This is a genomic window from Liquorilactobacillus uvarum DSM 19971, assembly GCF_001434935.1.
Classification (GTDB): domain Bacteria; phylum Bacillota; class Bacilli; order Lactobacillales; family Lactobacillaceae; genus Liquorilactobacillus; species Liquorilactobacillus uvarum.
The window spans coordinates 83375-107536 of the sequence record NZ_AZEG01000001.1 but is presented as its reverse complement, the minus strand read 5'-3'; the positions used below and the strand labels follow the sequence as shown (position 1 = coordinate 107536).

At 38.6% G+C, this 24162-nt stretch carries 24 protein-coding genes and 1 other RNA gene; 22 read left to right on the top strand and 3 right to left on the bottom strand.

Annotation, left to right across the window (positions count from 1 at the left end):
- Positions 1-54 precede the first annotated feature (54 nt).
- The 5 genes from FD20_RS00480 to nth all read left to right on the top strand — a co-directional run bounded on the left by FD20_RS00480 (position 55) and on the right by nth (position 4535).
- Positions 55-552 (top strand): cell wall elongation regulator TseB-like domain-containing protein, encoded by a 498-nt coding sequence (locus FD20_RS00480; RefSeq protein ID WP_057735545.1) that lies wholly within the window; start codon positions 55-57, stop codon positions 550-552.
- Between the two features lie 19 nt (positions 553-571).
- On the top strand, positions 572-1753 hold the full coding sequence (locus FD20_RS00475) for a pyridoxal phosphate-dependent aminotransferase (RefSeq protein ID WP_057735544.1): 1182 nt from the start codon (positions 572-574) through the stop codon (positions 1751-1753).
- Positions 1754-1765: 12 nt separating this feature from the next.
- Positions 1766-3067: an asparagine--tRNA ligase gene (gene asnS, locus FD20_RS00470; protein ID WP_057735543.1), complete on the top strand. Its 1302-nt coding sequence runs from the start codon at positions 1766-1768 to the stop codon at positions 3065-3067.
- A 92-nt stretch (positions 3068-3159) separates the two neighbouring features.
- Positions 3160-3894, top strand: a complete 735-nt coding sequence (locus tag FD20_RS00465) for a DnaD domain protein (RefSeq protein WP_057735542.1) — start codon at positions 3160-3162, stop codon at positions 3892-3894.
- Entirely contained in the window at positions 3894-4535 is a 642-nt protein-coding gene (nth, locus tag FD20_RS00460; protein WP_057735541.1) for an endonuclease III, read from the top strand. Before FD20_RS00465 ends, nth begins: the two co-directional genes overlap by 1 nt.
- Positions 4536-4719: 184 nt before the next feature.
- On the opposite strand, the gene FD20_RS00455 is transcribed toward nth, so the two are convergent.
- Both FD20_RS00455 and recU read right to left on the bottom strand, forming a co-directional pair.
- Entirely contained in the window at positions 4720-7065 is a 2346-nt protein-coding gene (locus FD20_RS00455; protein WP_157060808.1) for a transglycosylase domain-containing protein, read from the bottom strand.
- A gap of 26 nt (positions 7066-7091) precedes the next feature.
- Positions 7092-7697: a Holliday junction resolvase RecU gene (gene recU, locus FD20_RS00450; protein ID WP_057735539.1), complete on the bottom strand. Its 606-nt coding sequence runs from the start codon at positions 7695-7697 to the stop codon at positions 7092-7094.
- A 257-nt stretch (positions 7698-7954) separates the two neighbouring features.
- Between recU and FD20_RS00445 the strand changes: the two genes are divergently transcribed.
- The 4 genes from FD20_RS00445 to FD20_RS00430 all read left to right on the top strand — a co-directional run bounded on the left by FD20_RS00445 (position 7955) and on the right by FD20_RS00430 (position 10602).
- Positions 7955-8518, top strand: a complete 564-nt coding sequence (locus FD20_RS00445; protein WP_057735538.1) for an SLOG family protein — start codon at positions 7955-7957, stop codon at positions 8516-8518.
- Positions 8519-8585: 67 nt separating this feature from the next.
- Entirely contained in the window at positions 8586-8927 is a 342-nt protein-coding gene (gene gpsB / locus FD20_RS00440; protein WP_034988165.1) for a cell division regulator GpsB, read from the top strand.
- Positions 8928-8950: 23 nt separating this feature from the next.
- Positions 8951-9324: RNase P RNA component class B (gene rnpB / locus FD20_RS12915), an RNA gene on the top strand.
- 135 nt (positions 9325-9459) lie between these two features.
- Positions 9460-10602 carry a THUMP domain-containing class I SAM-dependent RNA methyltransferase gene (locus FD20_RS00430; protein ID WP_057735536.1) on the top strand — a complete coding sequence of 381 codons (1143 nt, stop codon included), beginning with the start codon at positions 9460-9462 and terminating at the stop codon, positions 10600-10602.
- 70 nt (positions 10603-10672) lie between these two features.
- Here the strand turns inward: FD20_RS00430 and FD20_RS00425 are convergent, their stop codons facing one another.
- Entirely contained in the window at positions 10673-11092 is a 420-nt protein-coding gene (locus FD20_RS00425) for a ribonuclease HI family protein (protein ID WP_057735535.1), read from the bottom strand.
- Between the two features lie 11 nt (positions 11093-11103).
- Here FD20_RS00425 and FD20_RS00420 point away from each other — a divergent pair, with 11 nt between their 5' ends.
- The 13 genes from FD20_RS00420 to FD20_RS00360 all read left to right on the top strand — a co-directional run bounded on the left by FD20_RS00420 (position 11104) and on the right by FD20_RS00360 (position 24160).
- Positions 11104-11484 (top strand): EbsA family protein, encoded by a 381-nt coding sequence (locus tag FD20_RS00420; RefSeq protein ID WP_057735534.1) that lies wholly within the window; start codon positions 11104-11106, stop codon positions 11482-11484.
- Between the two features lie 147 nt (positions 11485-11631).
- Positions 11632-13290, top strand: a complete 1659-nt coding sequence (locus tag FD20_RS00415; RefSeq protein ID WP_057735533.1) for a formate--tetrahydrofolate ligase — start codon at positions 11632-11634, stop codon at positions 13288-13290.
- A gap of 372 nt (positions 13291-13662) precedes the next feature.
- Positions 13663-14706: an Atu2307/SP_0267 family LLM class monooxygenase gene (locus FD20_RS00410; RefSeq protein WP_057735532.1), complete on the top strand. Its 1044-nt coding sequence runs from the start codon at positions 13663-13665 to the stop codon at positions 14704-14706.
- Positions 14707-14710: 4 nt separating this feature from the next.
- A complete protein-coding gene (locus FD20_RS00405) occupies positions 14711-15397 on the top strand; it encodes an NADPH-dependent F420 reductase (protein WP_057735531.1) in 687 nt (228 codons plus the stop codon).
- A 282-nt stretch (positions 15398-15679) separates the two neighbouring features.
- Positions 15680-16630 (top strand): ferrochelatase, encoded by a 951-nt coding sequence (gene hemH, locus FD20_RS00400; protein ID WP_057735530.1) that lies wholly within the window; start codon positions 15680-15682, stop codon positions 16628-16630.
- Positions 16631-16839: 209 nt separating this feature from the next.
- Positions 16840-17262, top strand: coding sequence for a MarR family transcriptional regulator (locus FD20_RS00395; protein WP_057735529.1), 423 nt, complete (start codon positions 16840-16842; stop codon positions 17260-17262).
- Positions 17259-18170 (top strand): cation transporter, encoded by a 912-nt coding sequence (locus tag FD20_RS00390; protein WP_057735528.1) that lies wholly within the window; start codon positions 17259-17261, stop codon positions 18168-18170. Before FD20_RS00395 ends, FD20_RS00390 begins: the two co-directional genes overlap by 4 nt.
- A 281-nt stretch (positions 18171-18451) precedes the next feature.
- Positions 18452-18898: a signal peptidase II gene (gene lspA / locus FD20_RS00385; RefSeq protein ID WP_057735527.1), complete on the top strand. Its 447-nt coding sequence runs from the start codon at positions 18452-18454 to the stop codon at positions 18896-18898.
- A complete protein-coding gene (locus FD20_RS00380) occupies positions 18891-19796 on the top strand; it encodes an RluA family pseudouridine synthase (protein WP_057735673.1) in 906 nt (301 codons plus the stop codon). Before lspA ends, FD20_RS00380 begins: the two co-directional genes overlap by 8 nt.
- Before the next feature lie 147 nt (positions 19797-19943).
- Positions 19944-20480, top strand: a complete 537-nt coding sequence (pyrR, locus tag FD20_RS00375; protein WP_057735526.1) for a bifunctional pyr operon transcriptional regulator/uracil phosphoribosyltransferase PyrR — start codon at positions 19944-19946, stop codon at positions 20478-20480.
- 144 nt (positions 20481-20624) lie between these two features.
- The gene (locus tag FD20_RS00370) at positions 20625-21911 is read left to right on the top strand and encodes a solute carrier family 23 protein (protein WP_057735672.1); all 1287 of its coding nucleotides are present in this window, start codon (positions 20625-20627) and stop codon (positions 21909-21911) included.
- Positions 21912-21935: 24 nt separating this feature from the next.
- A complete protein-coding gene (locus FD20_RS00365) occupies positions 21936-22877 on the top strand; it encodes an aspartate carbamoyltransferase catalytic subunit (protein ID WP_187327334.1) in 942 nt (313 codons plus the stop codon).
- Positions 22874-24160, top strand: coding sequence for a dihydroorotase (locus FD20_RS00360; RefSeq protein ID WP_057735524.1), 1287 nt, complete (start codon positions 22874-22876; stop codon positions 24158-24160). Before FD20_RS00365 ends, FD20_RS00360 begins: the two co-directional genes overlap by 4 nt.
- Positions 24161-24162: the final 2 nt, after the last annotated feature.

Below are 24162 nucleotides of genomic sequence, written 5' to 3'. Positions count from 1 at the left end.
TAAAACGGGCATGTAGTTTCTTAGTAATAGTCGCAAAAGAGATGAGAGGGGTCTATGAGAAGAACAAAGCATTACCGAAACAATCTAAGAAGAATGATAGTCCTCGCAACAGTGATTATCGTTGCATTTGGGGCCTTTGTTATTTACTCGCAGCTAACGTCTCCCAAAAGAGAGGCTAAAGCGGAGGCTACTAAGTTAGCTCAAAAGTATGCGAAGCTGAAAACTGTGAAGAATTTCTACTGGTATAACCGTCAAAAGACTTATTTTACCATCGATGGTCAGAATACTAATAGTCAAAATATTTATGTAGTTATTGCTCAGAAGGGCGGTCAGATAAATATTTATTCTCATGATAAGGGGATTAGCGGTACAAAGGCGCGTTCGATTGTTCAAAAAGAACATCAGCCTAAAAAAATAACTAAAATTGCGATGGGAATGTGGAAGAAAAAACCAGTATGGGAAATAACTTATCTCAATAAATATAATCGTCTGTGTTATGACTTAGTATCATTCAAGAACGGTTCAATGCTTAAAACGATTCAAAATATCTAGAATAATGAAGGTGTAGAAAATGAAAATTGCAAGCAGAGTTATGCAGGTCCAGCCGTCAGCAACACTAGCTCTTTCAGCAAAAGCAAAAGAAATGGTCGCTAAGGGAATTGATGTCATCAATCTTGGCGTCGGAGAGCCGGATTTTAACACACCACGGAAAATTAAAGAGGCTGCCATTAATGCCATCGAAACAGGAAAATCTGATTTTTATACCCCTGCAACAGGAATAATTGAGTTGAAACAGGCAATCTGTGATCGCTTGCGAAAAGATTTCAACACTGAGTATACAACTGACCAAGTTGCCGTTACTGTCGGTGGAAAGTTTTCTTTATACGTTCTTGCGCAGACACTGTTAAATGACAATGATGAAGTTTTAATTCCTTTGCCATATTGGGTTAGTTATGGTGAACAGGTCAAGTTAGCTGGTGGCAAACCTGTTTTTGTTATGCCATCTAACGGAGCTAAAGTAACAGTTGATGAACTGGAAAGAGAACGCACATCCAAGACACGTGCAGTGATTATTAATTCGCCGCAGAATCCTTCTGGCTTGATCTACAATCGTGCTGAATTACTTGCAATTGGTGAATGGGCAGTCAAAAATGATATTATATTGATTGCAGACGATATGTACGGCAAACTTGTTTATAATGGACATCAATTTGTTTCTCTGATTGGGCTCGGTCAGAAGATCAAGGATCAGACCATTCTGGTGAGTGGATTGTCAAAAGCTTATGCTATGACAGGCTGGCGTGTCGGGTATACCGTTGCGCCAAAGAAGGTCATTCAGAAGATGAACGTTGTTATCAGTCATGCGACCAGCAATCTAGCAGCTGTGAGTCAATATGCTGCTTTGGAAGCATTGACCGGAGATCAGGATGTAGTGGAAAAAATGCGTATTCAATTTGAAAAACGTTTGAATACAGTTTATCCGCAGCTTATAGCTTTGCCAGGTGTGAAACTTGCGACCAAACCTGAAGGAGCATTTTATCTTTTCCCTAATATTGCGGAAACAGTTAAAATGACTGGTTTCTCATCAACCGAGAATTTTGCTTCTGCTCTGCTTGAAGAAGCACATGTTGCGGTGGTAGCAGGCGTTGCTTTCGGAATGCCTGAACACATCAGGCTTAGTTATGCGACTGATATGGATAGTTTAAATGAAGCTTTAAAACGAATGAAAATATTTATTGAAAAACATCTGTAGGAGGCTGCATTTTTGGAAACGATTAGTATTGTTGATTCTAAAAAATATGTTGATAAAAAAGTTAAGATCGGTGTTTGGCTGACTAATAAACGCTCTAGTGGAAAGATCGCATTTTTGCAGTTGCGAGATGGTACGGCGTATTTCCAAGGAGTTGTTGTGAAAAGTGATGTCAGTGAAGAGACTTTCGCACTGGCAAAAGAAGTTAAGCAAGAAGAAAGCATGTATGTAATTGGGACTATTCATGAAGATGCACGTTCGCATTTTGGATATGAAATTGAAATTGAAGACATTGAACCAGTCGGAGCTAGCAAAGATTATCCAATTTCGCCAAAAGACCATGGAACAGATTTTTTAATGGATCATCGTCATTTGTGGTTGCGTTCGAAACGTCAATTTGCGATTATAAAGATTCGCAGCGAATTAATCAGAGCAACATATGCTTTCTTTCATAAAGAGGGATTTGTTAAGTTTGATGCGCCGATACTGACTGGATCAGCACCCGAAGGAACGACGGAGCTTTTCCATACAGAATATTTTGATAAGGATGCTTATCTATCCCAATCTGGTCAATTGTACGAAGAAGCCGGCGCAATGGCATATGGGAAAGTTTTCTCATTTGGACCGACTTTCAGGGCAGAGAAATCCAAGACAAGAAGACATCTGATCGAATTTTGGATGATAGAACCTGAGATGGCTTTCACACATCAAGAAGAGAGTTTGGAGATTCAGGAAAAGTATATTGCTTATCTTGTACAAAGTGTTCTCGATAATTGCCAGTATGAGTTAAAACTTTTGGGACGCGATCCAAAAGTTTTGCAACGCTATACAAAACTCCCATATCCGCGAATCTCTTATGATGAGGCAATTGAATTGTTGCAAAAGTCCGGAGACTTTCCAGATGTTAAATGGGGTAAAGATTTCGGTTCTCCAGAAGAAACGTACTTGGCAGAACATTTCAACAAACCGGTATTTGTACTAAATTATCCGAAAGCTATCAAGCCGTTCTATATGAAGCCACATCCAACTCGCAAAGATGTTGTTATTTGTGCTGACCTTTTGGCACCTGAAGGCTATGGAGAGATTATAGGTGGTTCTGAAAGGGCAACAGATGTTGCTTATTTAGAAAAACAAATTGAAAAAGCAGGACTCGACAAAGCAGATTATCAGTGGTACCTTGACCTGCGGCGTTATGGTAGTGTGCCTCATTCTGGTTTTGGGCTTGGTTTGGAACGTGCGGTTACGTGGATTACTGGCGAGGAGCATATTCGCGAAGCAATCCCGTTCCCACGTCTACTGAACCGAATTTATCCGTAATAGAGGCAAAAAGTGGTTAGGGTAAAAAATTATCTTGGCTGCTTTTTTTATAAGCAATTTTTTTCTAGTAAACAAGAAGGATGGGAGCAGAGATGGATAAAATATTTCAAGCATATTTGCATGAAGGGCAAATGACTGTTTCAAATTTGATCCTGCATAATTATCATTCTTTAGGAATGAATGACAGTGAATTTGTTTTGTATCTTCAAATAGATAGCTTTATCCAAAAAGGAGATCCATTTCCAGCTATTGAAAAAATAGCCGGAAAAATGGGAAAAAGTACAGCCGAGGTTTACCAGATGCTGCATCGCTTGATTGAAAAAAAACTGATGGAAATTAAGACAGTTTCGGATCATGATGGAAGGAAACATGATATTTATCAATTTGACCTTTTATTTGAAAAAATGCTTACGAAACAGCATCAAAAAGAAGAAGTTCAATTTAACAATAAAAATGAAATTAATCGAGACAAAGTTTTTAGCAGTATTGAGGTTGAATTTGGTAGATCATTGTCACCAATTGAATTAGAGACAATCAATTTGTGGCTTAACGATGATCACTACGATCCAGCGCTGATCTTGCTAGCTTTACGCGAGGCTGTTTTAAATCAAGCATATAGTTTGAAATATATTGATCGAGTATTATTAAATTGGGAAAGGCAGCATATCAAAACTGCACAGGATGTTCAGCGCGAAAAACAAAAAATGCGCCAGCGCAGACAAACTGAAAATGCTAACAATAATCAGAACAAACGAAGTAAGGATAAGCCTGATATTCCCCTTTATCATTGGTCGGATACCTCGTCGAAGAACGGGGATGAGAAGTGATGCTGAGCAGTAAGGAGACTATTAGAGCGATAGAAGTTATGAGCCAAAAATTTCCTGATGCACGAACATCACTTGAAGCAGATACTGATTTTCATTTTTTGCTAGCAGTTATTCTAAGTGCACAAACAACTGACAAAGCAGTCAATTTACTCACGCCGCGTTTATTTGTACGCTATCCAGCACCTGAAGATCTGGCTGCTGCCAGTCTTGAAGAGGTTATGCCACTTCTCAGGTCAATAGGTTTATATCGAAACAAAAGTAAATATATCATTGCTTGTGCTGCAGATATTGTTGCTAAATTTGATGGGCAGGTTCCCCAAACAAGAAAAGAATTAATGCAGCTTTCTGGTGTTGGACGCAAAACAGCAGATGTTGTATTAGCAGAATGTTTTAATATTCCCGCGATAGCTGTAGACACACATGTGACCCGTGTTTCTAAAAGACTGCGGATTGTTCCTCAAACAGCAGACGTTCTTACAATTGAGAAAACATTGATGAAAAAACTGCCTGAAGATTTGTGGATAAAAGCTCATCATTGTATGATCTTTTGGGGACGCTATCAATGTATGGCCCGCAAGCCCCTATGTGTGGAATGTCCATTACTTTTGATATGTGCTGAAGGAAAGACTCGGGTTCAGTAAGGATCATCTATGTTGATTATATTGAGCTGTAGCGTAGCTGATCAATAAAATCTGATATCCATAGTCAAGAAAACCCCAAGCTTACGCTGTTTAATGTGCCTGCAGTCACGTTTTAAACAAAAACAGTTGGAAACTGATATTTAGTTTCCAACTGTTTTTGTTTAATTTAGCAATTTAACTGTTGTTATTGTCCGTTATTGCTGCTTGAACTGCTGTCACTTGAAGGCTGTGAGCTGCTGCTCGTTGATGTTGATTGTTGTTGTTCAGAACTGTTTGAAGATGACGAAGTAGTTGTCGATGGCTCAGATGAAGAAGATGATGATGAACTAGAACTGCTACTCGACGATGAGCTAGAACTGCTGCTATCCTCACTTGATGAGCTCTCTTCAGATGAACTGTCACTAAAGAATGACGAGCTAGACGTCATTGAACTGATACTGTCTGAAGATGAACTAGAGCTTTTCTTTTCAGATGAGCTCTCTGACACCGTTGATTCTGGAGAACCTGCAAGATACAATTCACGTACTCCATTAACTGTTTTAACAAGGACGTTGCTTGGCCGTTCCCAATCAGTATTAGTCTTGCCTTGAGAAACATTTTCCATTGCGTATTTATAGAAGTATGAGGCTATCCGCGCAGAAGCAGTATCCAAGTAATTATTAGCTTCGTATGGATGGTCATAACCGACCCAAACTGAGATTGAATAGTGTTTGGTATAACCATTGAACCAAGAATCCATATCCGCAGAACTAGGGAACTTGCTTGCAACATCTGAGGGATAACTATTGGTTCCTGTTTTTCCAGCCTGATAGAGGCCACTGATGTTAGCGTAGCGACCAGTTCCAGAACTGTTTGTGATGACATCTTTCATCATATCAGTCAGCATGTAAGCAGTTGATGACTGCATAACTTGCTTACCGCTGCTAGAATAGTTTTTGACTTCCCCGTCGTTAGTCTCGATGCTGCTAATATAACTAGGTTTGTAGTAGGTTCCGCCGTTTGCAAATGCAGCGTAAGCAGCTGCATTTTGCAATGTCGAAGAGGGTAAACCAATACCATTTTGAAATTCAAGTGTTTTAGAATATTTAAAACCTAACTTGCTAATGAAGTTTTGTGCTTTTGTAATACCTACAGCTTCAAGAGCTCGAATAGCAGGAATGTTTCGTGACTGGATAATCGCATTTCGCATTGTCATTGAGCCTTTGTAGCTCCGATCAAAGTCATAAAGAGAAATGTTCGAACCAGGATATATATAAGCAGTGTCTTTTAGATGGTGGTATGTTGCCCAACTGAGATATTCGATTGCAGGACCATAATCCATTAAAGGTTTAGCAGTTGAACCGTTTGTTCTATCGGTTTGAACAGCTCGATTCAGCCCATATGTTACGTCACCAGTCTTTCGACCACCAATCATTGCGACTACTTTACCATTATTAGGATTAACAATGGTTGATGCAACTTGAAGTTTGTCATCCGGATATGAAATTTCGCTATTGGAATTAGCTAAATTATACAAGTTCTTCTGTGCTTTCATATCAAGGTTTGTGTAGATTTTCAATGAGTCTTTATAAGGATCATAGCCTTTTTTCTTGGCGTCTGTAATTACTTCCTTAATATATGAATCAGCAATTTTAGCATTTTGCGATTTTTTCTGGCTCTGATGAGTTGTCACTAATCCATTTTTGATGTTTTCATTTTCAGCCTGTGCAGCTTGCGCAGAAGTAATTTTTTTATTTGCGACCATCGCTGAGAGAACTTCATTTCTTCGTTTTGTTGCAAGTTGAGGATTGGAGTAGGGATTGTAATCGGAAGGCGCATTTGGGATTCCAGCTATCAAAGCTGTTTGTGCCAACGTAAGGTTTTTTAAAGATTTACCGTAATAATAGTGTGCCGCAGTTTGCATTCCAAAAGTTCCGTAACCCATAAATACTTTATTAATGTAAAAATTAAGAATTTGATCTTTGCTATAAGTATTATCCATCTTAAGTGCCAACCAAGCTTCTTGAGCTTTACGCCTGAATGTTTGATCGGAACGTTTAGTAGAATAGAAAGATAGTTTTATCAGCTGCTGGTCCAAAGTACTACCGCCTTGAAGGCCTTGTGAAGGACTCTTGATGTTAGAAAGAGCGGCTCCAATTATCCGAACAGGATCGACACCGTGATGTTTGTAGAAACGACGGTCCTCGATTGAAACAATAGCATCCTTAAGTTGTTGAGGAACGTTTTGGCTTTCAACTTTTAAGCGGTTCTGGGTACCTAAGGAAGTTATTTTTTTACCCTCCGCATCATAGATGACAGTGGATCCAGTACTTGACAGTTTAGATTCTGATAAAGTTGGAGCATTTTTAGCATACAAAAAAAATGCAGTTGCACCTACAGCAATAGCGACCTCCAAAAAAAGAATCAAAGTGATCACTGAGCGTTTGAAAAATATTTTGAATTTTCCATCCTTTGGTTCAGCTGAGCGACGTTTTTTGATTTTTTGATTTTTCTGGGCAACACGTGAATATTTAGGATCTTGATTACTCATGATTTTCTCCTTTTACAGAACGAATATTATTTATTGATCAGCTTGTCAACGTATGTTAAATACGGAATAAGCGGTTGGACGTGATAATTAATTGCATAGCCGAAACTTGCAATAACTTTCTTTTCAATTGATTTTCGTCCTTTAGCTTGATTGTCCCAGTAGTTAAACAAAGTAGCTGCCGGCAATAAAAAAAGCTGTTGTGTAACCGAAAATTTAATAATTGTAAAGCAAATTCCACCTTGCCGCGTACATGCTTTCATGTGCTTGATCTGATGTTCGTGGAAGTTGCTTAAAGGAAAGGATTTTTTGTTCTTAGTTTCCTTCGCCTCGAAATCAAGGTAATATCCTTTGTAGACACCATTATAATCAGTTGTGGATGATTGTTTAAAATAAGCTTCTTTGATTACAGCAGCACTTCTTTTAGGGTAGCTTACTTGAACGATTTGAATCGGCACAGGTTTTTTATGGATTACCGCAATTTCTTTTTGCAGGTAATAGGCATTGCTTTGATTTATTTCCTCCTCTAGTGACATACCGCGATTTCCAAAAATAATATCAGAATGTTCACGGTGGGGCAATCTCTTAGAAGATGATTGATGATACGTTTGACCATTCGGATAATGGAGGACCATACTTGCATCACACTCCCATTCGACTTATTATACCAACAACGAAGAAACTTGGCAAAAATGCTTTATATGCGGTACTTTGCGGACTAGATGCTTCTTTTCTTTCAATGTAGCTACAGTTGATTAGGAAATGTTTAAAAATTTAAAGAACGTGCTAAAAAAAGTGGAAATACTACTATTATTAATCTTGTTATTATATGCTAAATAGTAAGATAATCAAGAGGTTTAAACTTTTTATCAAACAAAAAAGGGGTCTGAAAATGCGATTGTGGATTACTGGATATCGCAGTTATGAATTAAATGTTTTTAAAAAGGATGATCCAAAGATTGAAGTTTTAAAAAATGTGTTAAAGGGATTACTTGTTCAAAAAATAGAGGAGGGGCTAGAATGGGTGATTTCTGGTGGTCAGCTGGGAATTGAGCAATGGAGTGTTGAGGTCGCACTTGAATTGCAAAAGGAGTACCCGGAACTGAAAGTGGCAATGATTCTTCCGTATAGTGATTTTGAGAAAAGATGGCAGGATGACAAACAGCTGACCTTCAATTTGCTGAAAGAAAAAGTAAATTTTTTTGCAAATGCAAGTTCTGAACCATACAAAACACCTCTGCAGTTGAAAAATTGGCAGCATTTTATGTTGCAGCATACTGATCAAATGTCACTGATTTATGATCCCGAATTTGAAGGAAAAACGAAATACGATTATAATATGGCAAAGAAATATCAGGAAAATCATGATTATGCAATTGATTTAATTGATATGGATCAACTTCAGACTAGTGCAAATGATTTTTTTGAAAGAAAAAGTGAAAATGATTTGCATTAGAAATGATATTTGATATAATAAGAAAGGTTATTGAGAAAGTTTCGAATAGAATATGAGGTGCATTTCTGTGGAGAAGATAAATTTTACGCCAAAAGACATTGTTAATAAGCATTTTAAACCAAAGATGCGTGGCTATGATCCAGCAGATGTGGATGAATTTCTTGATGACGTTATCAAGGATTATGAAACGTATTCTAAAGAAACACAGCGCTTAGAGATGGAAAATGACCGCCTTGTCAGCAAAGTAGATGAGTTGACAAAACAGCTTGCTGTTGGCAAAAGCGGACAGACGGCAAGGCCTAGTGCCAGTGTCACTAATATGGACATCTTGAAACGCTTATCCAATCTCGAACGTCATGTTTTTGGCGCACAATTGAATGATGATATGAATCAAGATAATCGCTTTTAGCGAATGATTTAACTTTTTATGTAGGTTTCTGGTAATCGCGGTTTACATTTATGTAGGCTGAGGAAAGTCCAAGCTTGCACAGGCTGAGATGCTTGTAGTGATCGTGCTTGCTGAAAAAATAAGGCAAGGTATTCCGATTGGGATAACGGCAGATAAAAGGGCTAAAGTTTCGGCTATGCCTGAGTAGTCTTGAAAGTGCCACAGTGACGAAGCAATATTGGAAACGGTATTGGTGGAACGCGGTAAACCCCACGAGCAGGTAACCCAAACTTTGGTAGGGGCGCTTCATGACGGAAATGAACAAATCATGGGGGCGAATCTTATAGATTCGGAGATAGATGATTACCACCGATTCCAACTCCTGAGTTGGATGACGTACGGAACGTGGCTTATAGAGGCTTACATATATCAGGGGGGTTAGGACAAAACATTGTTTTGCCTTAACCTCTTTTTTAGTTGCAAAGAAGACATCTATTATTGAATGGAAAAGTATTTTTTATTTTACAAATAAAAATGAAAGAATGGATTGATTATGAAAAAATTTAATTTAATAGCGACAGCTGCTGCCGGAATTGAAGGACTAGTAGGAAATGAACTACGGCACTTAGGCTATGATGATGTGAAGGTTGAAAATAGCCGTGTCCGTTATCAGGGTACAGTCGAAGACATTATTAAAACAAATCTTTGGCTTAGGACAGCGGATCGTGTCAAAATAATTGTTGCCGAATTTACGGCTATGACGTTTGATGAACTTTTCGAGCAAACAAAAGCATTGCCTTGGGATGAATATTTGGCACTAGATGCAGCATTTCCTGTGGCAGGCAAGTCACAAAAATCAGTTTTGCACAGTGTACCGGATGTTCAAGCAATCGTTAAGAAGGCCATTGTAAACAAGATGAGCGAAGTTTATCATCGACGGACACGTTTAGCTGAGACAGGGGCTAAGTTCCCATTAGAAGTGGCAATCAATAAAAATCATGTTCTTTTAACCTTGGATACAACCGGTTCAAGTCTCTTTAAGCGTGGTTATCGAATCGAAAAAGGCCCAGCTCCGTTAAAGGAAAATATGGCCGCCGCACTTGTACTGTTGGCTCATTGGTATCCGGAAAAGCCATTTGTAGATCCTGTTTGCGGTTCTGGAACTATTCCGATTGAAGCTGCAATGATTGGTCACAAAATTGCGCCGGGCTTTAATCGTAGTTTCGTGTGCGAAAGTTGGGAATGGGTTTCATCTGAGGTGTCAAAAAAAGTACGTGCTGAGGCTGAAGCACAGGCTGACTATGATATTGAACTTGATATTTCCGGCTATGATATTAATGAACGAATGGTTGAGATTGCCAAGTTGAATGCACAAGAAGCTGGTTTGCTGCATAGTATTAAATTCAAACAGATGGCTCTAAAAGATTTTAAAACAACTAAGGAAAATGGAACTATTGTTGCTAATCCGCCTTACGGTGAACGCCTGAGCGATCAAGATGAGGTCCGCAAGTTGTACAGCCAGATGGGAGATACGTACCGTCCGTTAAAAACATGGAGCAAGTACATTCTAACGAGTGATCTGCAATTTGAAATATTTTACAGACAGCGCGCTAGCAAACGCCGTAAATTATATAATGGATCTTTGCGCACGGATTTGTTCCAATATTGGGGTCAACGCCAACGAAATAAACATTAAGCTAATTTAAAAAAACAGAAAATCTCTTTAAGAGATTACCTGTTTTTTTATTATATAGTATATAATGACTTCAAGCGGGGTAAAATTTGTGCAATCCCTGAAGAGCTAGATAATGAGCACCTTTGTTATTTTTTTCTGAAATCCAGCGATTGATAACAAGTTCGCACTTCTCCTGAAGCGCAGCTAAGGCTGCAAGCTCCTCTGAATACGACTTACTGTATTTTTTTTCAATACTTGAGATTACGATTTTGCTATCACAGTGAAAAAAGATTGTTTCAGTGTTTCCGTAAAACTTGATAACTGCTTCAAAGCCCTTGATTGCTGCCAGAAATTCTGCGCGGTGATTTGAAGTTGGCGGCAATTTATAAAAAAGCTGTTGCTGACCAGCTGCCGTAACAATAAGTACGCCTGCAGCACTTGGACCAGGGTTCCCTCGTGTAGCAGCATCTGTATATAATTTAATCGTTAAAATCACATCCTTTGGAGGCATCTTTAATTATAATGAAAGAAAAACTTTTTTATCAACCTGATTTTTCGACCAGCATTATCTGCTGGTCATATACTTTCATAATACTACTTTTTGGTTTTATCTTGTGGCTTGAGATTACGGTTTTTCAAATCTGGACCCTGATTACACTGGTTGTTTTTTTGGGTGCGGCTGCTTTACAACTTTTATTAAGAAAGGTTGAAATGAATCACGAAGAGTTGATATTGCATACGGTTATCCCTCAGAACGTAAAGAAGATCAAACTCAGAGATATTAAAAATATTTCAAGGAAAAAGGCCAAACTGACAATTCAGACAAAGTATCAGACATACAGCTTCTTTTTATGTTCTAAATCAGCTGAAAAGCTGCATGATAACTTGGAATCCGCACTTTAACGTTCGCCTTTTTAGCGATAATTATAGTTAAAGAGTAAAAATAAAAACAAAAATCTGCTAAAATAATGACTTTGAGATATGTATAAGTTATACTGTTAATTGTGGATCGTGCTTTTATTAATTTTCTTATCAGGAGGCCAATAAGCAGTGAAAGATATTGAAATTGCACAGCAAAATAAAATGAATAAAATAACTGATGTCGCAAAAAAAATCGGATTAGGTCAGAATGACATCGAACAGTACGGTACATACAAAGCAAAAATCAAATTACCGGTAACATCTAAAGAAAAGACAAAAGGAAAGCTGATTTTAGTTACAGCGATCAATCCTACACCAGCTGGAGAAGGAAAATCAACTGTCACGGTCGGATTAGGAGATGCACTCAGCCTTTTACAGAAAAAGGTTATAATCGCTTTGCGTGAGCCTTCCTTAGGCCCCGTAATGGGTATGAAAGGCGGCGCGACAGGCGGTGGATATTCGCAAGTTGTTCCCATGGAAGATATTAATCTGCATTTTACAGGTGATATGCATGCGTTGACGACGGCTAATAATACCTTGGCTGCTTTAATTGATAACCATATCTATCAGGGAAATAAACTGCATATTGATCAGCGTCGAGTTATTTGGAAACGTGTTTTGGATATCAATGATCGTGCATTGCGCCATGTTGTAATTGGAATTGGGGGCGTAACTCAGGGAATACCTCGTGAAGACGGCTTTGATATTACTGTTGCAAGTGAATTGATGGCGATTCTTTGTCTGGCTGAAGATATTGCTGATTTGAAGAAGAGAATCGGTCAGATTGTTGTTGGCTATACAGGAGCTAAGGAACCTGTAACAGTTGACCAATTGGGTGTAACCGGTGCAATTGCACTTTTGCTGAAAGACGCAATTAAACCTAATCTTGTTCAGACATTGGCTCATACTCCTGCAATTATTCATGGGGGACCTTTTGCTAATATTGCGCATGGTTGCAATAGTGTTCTTGCAACACAGACAGCATTAAAATTGGCTGATTATACATTGACTGAATCTGGTTTTGGAGCTGATTTAGGAGCTGAGAAGTTTATGGATATTAAAACACCTGTTCTTGGTAAAACACCGGATACAGTTGTGATTGTTGCAACTGTCCGTGCGCTTAAAATGCATGGTGGAGTTAGTAAAAATAAACTTGAGGAAGAAAACATTGATGCGCTGCGAAATGGCTATGTTAATTTGCAGAAACACATTGCAAGTATGAAGCGATACAATGTTCCAGTCGTTGTTGCAATCAACCAGTTTACTTCGGATACTGAAGTTGAACTTGAAGAATTGCAGAGGCTGTGCGAAATTGATAATACGGCAGCAGTTGTTGCTAATGTTTGGGGAAAAGGCGGCGAAGGGGCAGTCGAGCTGGCCAAAAAAGTACTTGAAAAATGTGAGCAAAAAAATGAATTCCAGCCTCTATATGCAGCAAATGATGAAATAGAGACAAAAATCGAAAAAATCGTCACCGAAATTTATGGCGGTGCTAAGGTCGAGTATGGTGTTAAGGCGAAGCGTCAATTAAAACGTTTTAAAGAACTCGGCTGGGATCGTTTACCAGTCTGTATGGCTAAAACGCAATATTCGCTTTCGGATAATCCTAAGGCTTTAGGTGCTCCTAAGGAATTTACAATCCATGTTCGTGAATTCATGCCAAAATTAGGGGCACAGTTTATTGTAGCCCTGACAGGTAATGTGCTAACTATGCCTGGTTTGCCTAAAGTTCCAGCTGCAAATGGTATGGAGCTTAGTGATGATGGGACAATTTCTGGATTATATTGAAGCATCAGTATTTTAAGTGCTTTTTTAAAATTTAAAAGTACAAATTAATAAAATAAAGGACTGGATCAAAAGTTATACTTTGAACCAGTCCTTTATTTTAACCTTATCTTAGTAAAATTAACGTGGTTTAATAGTCAGATTTTCCTATTATTAACTATGGGTTATCTATCATAGTCACTCTCAAATTATAATCACCGTTTTGTTGGTATGTTCAAAGTCTAGCAACTGCTCGTACACTTTTATTTCTTACACTAAGTTTTCCTCTGAAGATGAAATCAAATTGTAAGCAAGATAAATTGACATATACAAAATAAAATAATAAAGTAATTATACTTATAAAAAGTAATTAAAAAGAATCGAGGGTGATTTAAAGTGGTTGATCCGCAAAAGATAGTCTTTGGACTGGATTCATTTGGCGATTTGCCAACTGATGAAAATGGTAACCTGATGACGCAAGCACAAGCTATTCGGCAAGTTGTTACAGAAGCAGAATTGGCTGATCGACTCGGCGTTAATGTAATTGCATTGGGTGAACATCATCGTCCGGAATATGCAATTTCCAGTCCTGACACAGTGCTTGCAGGAATTGCAACACGAACTAGGCATATTAAATTAGCTTCAGGTGTAACTGTACTTAGTTCTGATGATCCAGTGAGAGTTTACGAGCGTTTCGCGACACTTGATGCGTTGTCTAACGGACGTGCACAGGTGGTGATTGGACGTGGTTCATTTACAGAACCCTTTCCGCTGTATGGTTATGATCTGAGTGATTATGATTTGCTTTTTGAAGAAAAGATTGAACTTTTTTCAAAATTATTAGACGAGAAACCAGTTACGTGGTCAGGGAAAACACGTGCGGCGCTTGATGGGATTGAGGTCTTTCCTAAAACTGAAAAGGGACGTTTAGATACACAAGTTGCTGTCGGCGGTTCTCCTGAATCGGTTGTTCGTGCAGCTCGCTATGGTTTTCCGATGATTTTGGCAATAATTGGCGGGTCGCCTAGACGTTTTGTGCCTTATGTTAAGCTTTATCAAAAGGCATCTCAAAAATTCGGTACAAAAGCTTATCCGGTCGGAATTCATTCACATGGTGTGATTGCCGATAGTGATGCTGAAGCTGTTGAATTGGCTTGGAAACATACGCGCAAAAGCCTTGCACGTGTCGGAAAAGAGCGTGGCTGGGTTCCAATGTCACGGGAGCAATTCGAACAAGAAGTTAAGCAGGGTTCTATTTATGCAGGGGCACCAGAGACTGTTGCGCAAAGATTGGCAGCAACGATCAAATTGCTGAATGCAGGACGCTTTGAATTGGCCTACGGAGCCGGGGAATTGTCGGTACAAGCTCGTCTTCATATGATTGAATTGTATGCAACAAAGGTAATTCCACGTGTACGGGAAATCTTAGCTGAGGGGTGAAAAAATGGTTGAAACACTCGGAATTTTGGGTGCTGGAAAATTAGGCACGGTGCTAGGACAGTTAGCAATAGCTGCAGGATACCGCGTTTTGATAGCGGGGTCAGGAAGCTCAGCTAAAATCGAATTAACGATTGAAACCCTGGTGCCAGGGGCGGTTCCGACAACTGCTAGTGACGTTTATCAGCAAGCCAATATTATCATCTTAGCGATTCCGTTAGGTAAGTATCAAAATTTATCGCCTTCAGCTTTGGCCGGAAAATTGGTCATCGATGCGATGAATTATTGGTGGGAAGTTGATGGACCTAGACCTGACTTAACAGATCCGCGTCATTCTTCAAGTGAACTGGTTGCACATTTTCTCAAAAAAAGTCATGTTATTAAGGCCTTTAATCACATGGGATATCATGATTTATTTGATGAAGCGCGCCCGCAGGGACAGGCGAAAAGGAAAGCAATTGCCATTGTTGGGGATGAACACGAATATGTTAAAAAAACGGCTGAGATAGTTGACAGGTTTGGCTTTGAACCATTTTATGCAGGACCGCTAGCAGAGGGAATCAGAATGGAACCAGGGAGTGCAGTTTTTGGAGCTAATGTTGAAAAAAATGAATTAAAAAAATTGCTGGCAAGGTTTGAGGAAACAAAACGAGGTCAAATGGTATTGCAAGCACGTGGAATAAATTTCAAGTGACATAAATTTGAACAACCGACTGTGTAGAGGAGGTCGTTAGTTTTTAGAGACCTATTTAATTTGTATAGCTGTTGATATATTGAGATTAACAGTTTTTAAACTTTGCGAGTAGAGAAAGAAATCTTTTGTGGCAATGCATATGTATATAAAGCTGCATGCTCGTTTAGAGATTTATATGATTTTTAAAATTTATTATTATTTGAAGAGAGACAGCGTAATTTTAGCAAACAGCTGCTCTTTTCTCTTTGTTTAATGATTTGCCGATTAAAGATAGAAAAGGTGATGGATGTGAAAAAAGGAGTTTTATTAATAAATTTGGGGACTCCCAAAACGCCAACAGAAGAAGACGTACGTGTTTATCTGAAACATTTTTTAGGTGATCCGCGTGTTATAGATATGCCTAGATGGAAGTGGAAGCCCATTCTGAATTTGATGATTTTACCACATCGTCCAGCAAAGTCAGCTAAATTATATCAGCAGATTTGGTCAGATGAACACGGATCACCGCTGCAGTATTATACTGAACAACAAACCAAGAAGCTTCAAAATCGTCTACCGGATTATATAGTCAAATATGCGATGAGTTACAGTGCTCCTTTTATTGCGGATGTACTAGAGTCATTTGAACTTGAACATGTGGATTCTTTGACTATTATCCCACTTTATCCACAATATTCGACAACGACTGTTGGATCAGTAGTCGATGATATCAATCATTTCTACTATAAAAGAACATATATTCCCTCACTACATATCATTACTGATTTTTGCGAGTCTAAAGTATACATTCAAGCACTGTCGGACAAGATCAAAAAAGAATATAATGAATTCAAACCAGATAAGGTTCTTCTTTCTTATCATGGAATTCCCGTTAGTTATGTTAAAAAGGGTGATCCTTATCAAGAACGCTGTAATCTAACAACTGAATTGATTATGAAACAGTTGGACGGTATTCCATACATGCAAACATTTCAATCGCGTTTTGGGCCGGACGAATGGTTAACTCCCTCCACTGACACAACTTTGAAAGAATTGCCAGCAAAGGGGGTCAAGAAAGTTCTGATAGTATCTCCGAGTTTTGTTTCTGATTGTCTAGAAACACTGCATGAGTTGGATATTGAAAATCGTGAATATTTTTTGGAAAGTGGCGGAGTTGAATTCAAAATGTTACCAGCATTAAATGATGATGAGGCTTTTATTGATGTCTTAGAACAGTTGATTACCCAAAAATAAAGTTATGTAAATCAAGCTGAGAGCACTTTTTTTGAGTTATAGCATAATTAAGTGAGCCGTAGTCGAAAAAGTATTTCGATTACGGTTTTTTTGATTATTTTAATATTTGTGAGGAACACATTTAAAAATGATTTGACAGTTGTGATTGAAATCGTTAATATAGTTTAGTAAGTTAACTAAAATTATTTATTAAAGGAGAAGGGAAAATAATGGCTGAATTGAAAGAGGCCTATTACAGGCTATACGATAAAATAGTTGCTGAGCAGCTTGAACGGGAACAAGAACTGACATTACCCTTTAAAAATATTACCCCCAATGATGAGTTCTATTTGGATATCTTGTATAGACATAAGAATGCAACTTTGTCAGAATTTGCAAAATTAGCCCAGGTTACTAAACCGGGTGCGACACACATAATTGGCAAATTTGAAAAACTGGGTGTCGTATATCGCAGGCATTCAACTCTGGATAAGCGCATCTATCATTTGGAACTGAACGATAAACTTGTTGAATATTATCAAAAAAGCTATCAAATATTTGATGATATATTTCAAAAATTAGAAGCAAAATTGCAACCAGAAGAAGTATCATTTTTAATTAAATTGTTCAGAAAAATGGAGGGCTCTTTATGACCGATCGATTAAAAAAAATTGAACAAAATGCGTTGGTTTTCAGTGCTTTCACAAATTTAATAATGGCCGTTGCTGGTGTGATTGCTTTTCATAGCACACATATTCAGGCTATCTTTCTTGATGCATATTTTTCAGTAATTGCAATGTTGTCGAGCTTTGCAGCCATTTTTATTTCGCATTTTAGCAACAAAACAACTGCTCGTTTTCCACATGGCCTGTATATACTCGAACCCTTATACGGGGTATTCAAAGCTTTGTTTTCGCTTACAATAACAATAATTGCTGTGATTGGAAGTGTTCATGCAATTGCAGTTTACATGACACTGGGAATTGGCAGGCGCCTTGAACTAGGACCGGTTTTACCTTATACATTGGTCATGGTTGCAATGAGTTTTTCGCTAGCGTACTATTGCCGCAGAAACAATCAAAAAATTATGAATGCCAGTACAATGCTTCTTGCTGAGAGCAAGATTGCATTTATGGATGGTGTATTATCAGTTGGTGTCGGTTTAGGTATTTTGCTTGCGTATTTTTTAGGAAAAGTCCAAGGATTTCAATTCATAATGATCATAGGTGATTCAATCATTACACTCCTCTTGGTAGCCTTAACGATTAAGGAACCAATAAAGTTGTTGTATCAAAGTTTTATTGAATTATCGCATGGAACTGTCGCTGATAAGAAAATCAATGATGATATAAGCCGGATTCTTCAGAAGAGACTAACAGGTGTTTTGAAAGATTTTAACTTTGAAGTTATTAAAATAGGGATGAGGTGGAATGTTAAAATCGTTTTGCACAAGATATCTACGCCAATTCGAATTGAGGGATTGTCGAGCTTTAAAAAAGAAATTGAAAATGACTTGAAAGACAGATTTGAAGATCTGAACGTTATATTTTTGGTAGCATAATTGGCAGAAATCAGCTAATCTTGAAAACGTGAAATTTAGACCGAATAGATTAAATTATTGCTGATGAATTTGTGGAGGAAAAATATTTTTGGAGAGTTCTAATTAATTGTTGTATAATAGGTATTCAAGAGATTATACTAAAAGTCTGGAAACCCATAGTGCTTTCGAAAAAGATTGGCTTTTGGAGCACGTAAATGCGAAAAATCTAGTTTACATTGAAGGAAACGAGTCAAATTCAAATTTTGATACTGTTCAAAAAAGAAAAGAGGTGCCCTCCAGTAATGGTGATTTATTTTCTGCTGATATGTGCAATTGTTTTGCTCGATCAGTTGGTGAAGTTTTATGTTGTGCACAACGTTCCACTGGACACGAGTTATGGCTTCATTCATCATGTTCTAGGGATCGCACACATTCGGAATTATGGAGCAGCTTGGAACATTTTTACGGGACAAAGATGGCTGCTATTTATTATAACGATCATTGCACTCGGGGTCTTAGGATATCTTTTTAAAAAATTTTGGACTAACTGGATGTATGCTTTAGGGATCAGTTTTATTATTGGAGGAACAATCGGTAATTTCATCGACCGGATTCGTTTAGGGTACGTTGTCGATATGTTCCAAGTGTTATTTATTAATTTTCCAATTTTTAATGTTGCTGATGTTGCGCTGAATATTGGTGTAGTAATTTTCTTGATAGCCTTGCTGCGAGATGACAAAAATGACTGAAATGAGCAGAATTACCACACAAAAAGGAAGATTGGACAAAGTCGCTGCACAGCTTTTTCCTAATTATTCACGTTCACAGATTAAGCAATGGCTCCTAGCAGGCAATATATTGGTAAATGGTGCAACTGCTAAGCCAAAATATCAAGTAAAGTCTGGCGATTTGCTTGAACTTGATCGGCCATCTGTGCAGAGTATCTCAGTTGAACCGGAAAATATTCCGCTTGATATTGTATATGAAGATGATGATGTTCTTGTCGTGAACAAACCTCAAGGCATGGTTGTTCATCCTGCTCCTGATCATCCGGAACATACATTAGTGAATGCATTACTGTATCATTGTCCTTTGTCAACGATCAATGGCGAGTATAGACCAGGTATTGTTCACCGTATTGATAAGGATACTTCTGGTTTGCTGATGGTCGCCAAGAATGATCTGGCACATCGCAGTTTGGCTGCACAGTTGAAAAACAAAACTAATATACGGGAGTATACCGCTCTTGTTCATGGTAAAATCAAGCCGGATAAAGGAAAAATAGATGCACCTTTGGGACGATCACCTAAAGATCGCAAAAAGCAGGCGGTTGTTGCGGATGGACGTCACGCTGTAACCTATTTTGAAGTATTGAGGCGTTATCGCGATTATACGCTTGTGAAATGTATTTTAGAAACAGGTCGTACCCATCAAATTCGGGTGCATATGAAATACATTGGTCATCCTTTAGTTGGGGATCCCATTTATGGTCCCAGCAAAACAATCAAGGGGAAGGGACAATTTTTGCATGCAGGTAAACTAGGTTTTGAACATCCGGTGACACATAAGAAAATGGTTTTCGAAGTTCCATTACCAAGTATTTTTTCAAAAATACTGAATGTACTTGACAAAAGCAATACGGTCTAGTAAATTTAGGGTAATTAAGGTCCTTTAAAGATAGTCCAGTGAGGCTAAGAAGGCAGCGTCTCGTTTGAGCTCGGAATGAAGACATCGGTCTAACCACTTAGTCTATGGCTAAGTGGTTTTTTTATTGGACAAAAAGGGGAGAAAAAAATGGCAAAAGAAGTTATTGATTCAATGGCAATGAAACGTGCCTTGACAAGAATGACTTACGAAATTATTGAAAAGAACAAGGGCATTGATGATTTGGTATTAGTCGGAATCAAAACGCGCGGGATCTATTTGGCACGTCGGATTGCAGACCGTTTAAAACAACTCGAAGCGGCCGATGTTCCAGTGGGCGAATTAGACATTTCGCTTTATCGCGATGATCGCCATGATTTGTCACAGAAAAAAGAGCCTGTAGTTGATTCGTCTAGCTTAGATATTGATATTACGAACAAACAGGTTATTTTAGTTGATGATGTATTATTCACAGGAAGAACGGTTCGCGCAGCACTTGATGCTTTAATGGATCATGGCAGACCGCAAAAGATTAATGTTGCTGTTTTAGTTGATCGTGGGCATCGTGAATTACCGATCAGAGCAGATTTTGTTGGTAAAAATATCCCAACATCGCTTGATGAACAGATTTCAGTTTCTGTTGAAGAGATCGATAAAAAAGATGCAATTGAAATCAAAGAAATATAATTGGTACAACCATTTTAATTGACTCCAGAGAGAGCAAAAAGGTTGATGAACTACTTTGAAGGAATAAAATCCTTTAAGGCAAACCTTATGCTGACCTGGATCAGGAAGATTCAGGTTTTTTTGTATAGAAGGGAAGATTTTTTTGTGAGCGAGAAGAAAAAAGAAGAATTCAGGAATGAAGAAGCGATTTTAGATATTCAGGATAGGCCTAAGTTCGGACATTGGTTGGTTTTATCAATCCAGCATTTGTTCACAATGTTTGGAGCAACGGTTTTGGTGCCACTGTTAGTGGGCATTAACCCAAGTATTGCTTTGTTCAGTTCAGGTGTGGGAACGCTTGTCTATATTTTCTGTACAAAAGCTAAAATTCCAGCATACTTAGGTTCAAGTTTTGCGTTTGTTGGTACTATGCAAATCTTGATGAAAACTTATGGGTATCCTGCGGTTGGACAAGGAGCAATTTCAGCTGGCTTGGTTTATGTAATCGTGTCGCTTTTCATCAGTCGTTTTGGTTCAGAATGGGTCGACAGTCTTTTGCCGCCTGTCGTTGTCGGACCGATAATCATTGTTATTGGATTGTCGCTTGCAACAACGGCTGCTAATGATGCAATGCTGAATAATTCACACTATGATTTGAAGTATTTTGCAGTCGCTATTTTCACACTCGTAATTACAATTCTCTTCAATATGTTTTTAAAAGGGTTTGCAAGCATGGTCCCTGTTTTACTAGGAATTATCTGCGGCTACATCTGTGCAGTAATTGCTGGAATCGTCGATTTTCAAAGTGTGGCGGCGGCAAAATGGTTTTCATTGCCAGCATTTAAAGTGATGTTTGTTAATTATGATTTCAAATTGTACCCAGGTGCTATCATCGCAATGGCACCTATCGCTTTTGTAACGATGACTGAGCATATGGGTCATGTAATGGTTTTGAATAAACTAACCAAACGAAATTTCTTCAAAAACCCTGGGTTGCATCGAACATTGTTCGGTGATGGTCTGTCTTCTGTTATCGCTGGGTTTGTCGGCGGACCGCCAACAACCTCATATGGTGAAAATATTGGTGTTTTGGCAATGACAAAAGTACACAGTGTTTGGGTTCTAGGTGGAGCGGCTATTTTTGCAGTTCTTTTCAGCTTTGTGGGCAAAGTTAGTGCTTTGATCCAGTCGATACCCACCCCTGTCATTGGTGGAATAAGTTTCTTACTCTTTGGAATGATTGCATCGAATGGATTACGGATACTTGTTGACAACAAAGTTAATTACGAATTGAAGCGCAATTTGATTATTACTGCTGTAATTTTAGTGATTGGAATCGGTGGAACTTACCTGCAGATTGGGCAGTTCCAACTGACAAGTATTGCATTAGCAACCATTTTTGGAATTGTTGCAAATCTTGTCCTGCCTGAAAAAGCTAATAGCGAAAAATAGTAAGGAGATATGATGATGCTGAACATGCAAGAACGTTTAAAACTGCAACATTTTTTAACAATAAAAAAATTGGAAAATGATCAAGTTGAAGGACTGATTGATCGTGCAGAGTATTTTAAAGCAGGAGGTGCAGTTCCAGAGTTTTCACAGCCGATTTATGCTGTTAATATGTTTTTCGAAAACAGTACAAGGACACACTGTAGTTTTGAGATGGCAGAAAAAAAGCTTGGTCTTCAAACAATCCCTTTTGATCCTGCGACAAGTTCAGTCAATAAAGGCGAAACACTTTATGACACTTTACTTTCATTGAATTCAATCGGTGTCAGCTTGGCAGTTGTCAGACATTCGAAAAATGAGTACTACAATGAATTAGTGAATCTAGACAATACTCAAAAATTGGACATGGGTATCATTAACGCTGGCGACGGCAGTGGACAACATCCCTCGCAGTGTCTTCTAGATATGATGACTATTCACGAACAGTTCGGGCATTTTAAGGGGCTCAAGGTTGCAATTGTTGGTGATTTGACAAATTCACGGGTAGCACGCAGTGATATGCGTTTGCTGAAACAGCTCGGAGCCGAAATTTATTTTTCAGGCCCTGAGTACTGGTATTCAAGTGAATTTGAAGAGTTTGGCAATTATGTCAAAGTCGATGAATTAATCGATCAGATGGATGTACTTATTTTATTACGTGTTCAGCATGAACGTCATCAGCAGGAAGTTACTTTCTCGCCTGCAGCTTACCATAGTGAGTATGGTTTGACGGTCGAGCGCTATGCAAAAATGAAGGAAAATGCTATTATTATGCATCCAGGACCCATTAATCGTGGAGTTGAGCTGGCTTCAGAGTTGGTCGAAGCACCTAAATCACGCTTTTCAACGCAGATGAAAAATGGTGTCTTTATGAGAATGGCAATGATTGAAGCGGTAATTAATGGGCGTGGTTTAGGAGGTAAAAAATGAGCACTTTACTAGAAAATGGATTGGTTTATCAAGCAGGGCAGCTGCAGCAGCTCGATATTCTGATAATTGAAGGCAAAATTATGGCTTTAGGCAAGAATCTGTCAAAGTTGGGGATTGATGCTCAAAAAAAGATTAACCTTGCTGGTAAGTTGATTGCTCCGGGTTTGGTCGATGTGCATGTTCATTACCGCGAACCGGGATTCACGTATAAAGAAACAATTAGAACTGGAAGTCAGGCGGCAGCACATGGTGGTTTCACAACGGTTTGTGCCATGCCTAATCTGGATCCGGTTCCAGATAGTGTTGAGCGGCTGCAGGATGTACAAGCACGTAATGCAAAAGATGGTGTTGTTCATATTAAACAATATGCTTCCATTACGCAGAGACGTCAGGGAAAATGTTTAACTGACTTTGAAGCGCTCAAAAGTGCTGGAGCGTTTGCCTTCAGTGATGATGGCAGCGGTATTCAAGAAGCTGGGACAATGTATTTGGCAATGAAGAAAGCTGCAGAGTATAACGTGCCTCTCGTTGAGCATATCGAAGATAATTCACTGCTTTTCGGTGGTGTTATGAATGCTGGTCAGCGTGCTGCGGAACTAAATTTACCTGGAATGCTGGGGCTCAGTGAATCTTCACAACTTGCTCGTGACTTGATACTTGCGCAACAGACCGGCGTGCATTATCATGCTTGCCACCTTTCAACTAAGGAGAGTGTGGAATTGGTGCGTTGGGCAAAAGCTAAAAAAATTAATGTTACCTGCGAAGTTGCACCACACCATCTTCTTCTAGCAGATGATGATATCCCGCGAGACGATCCTTTTTATAAGATGAACCCACCATTGCGGTCAAAAGAAGATCGACAAGCACTTATTGATGGTTTACTTGATGGGACAATTGATATGATTGCAACAGATCATGCCCCTCATAGTGAGGATGAGAAAAAAGGCAGTATGTGCCAAGCATCATTCGGCATCACTGGTAGTGAAACGGCTTTTGCGTTACTTTACACAGCCTTTGTCAAAAAGGGGATCTTTAAATTAGAACAGTTGCTGGAATGGATGAGCGTTATCCCAGCTCAAAAATTTCATTTAAAAAATGCAGGAGCACTCTTGCCTGGAAAAAATGCTGATATTGCTGTGTTTAATTTAGATGATGAATTTGAATTAAGAAAAGAAAACTACCTATCTAAGGGAACAAATACGCCTTTTACAGGGATTAAAGCCTACGGTGAAACGGAAATGACCTTTGTTGATGGGAAAATTGTTTATCAAAAGGAGGACTGACA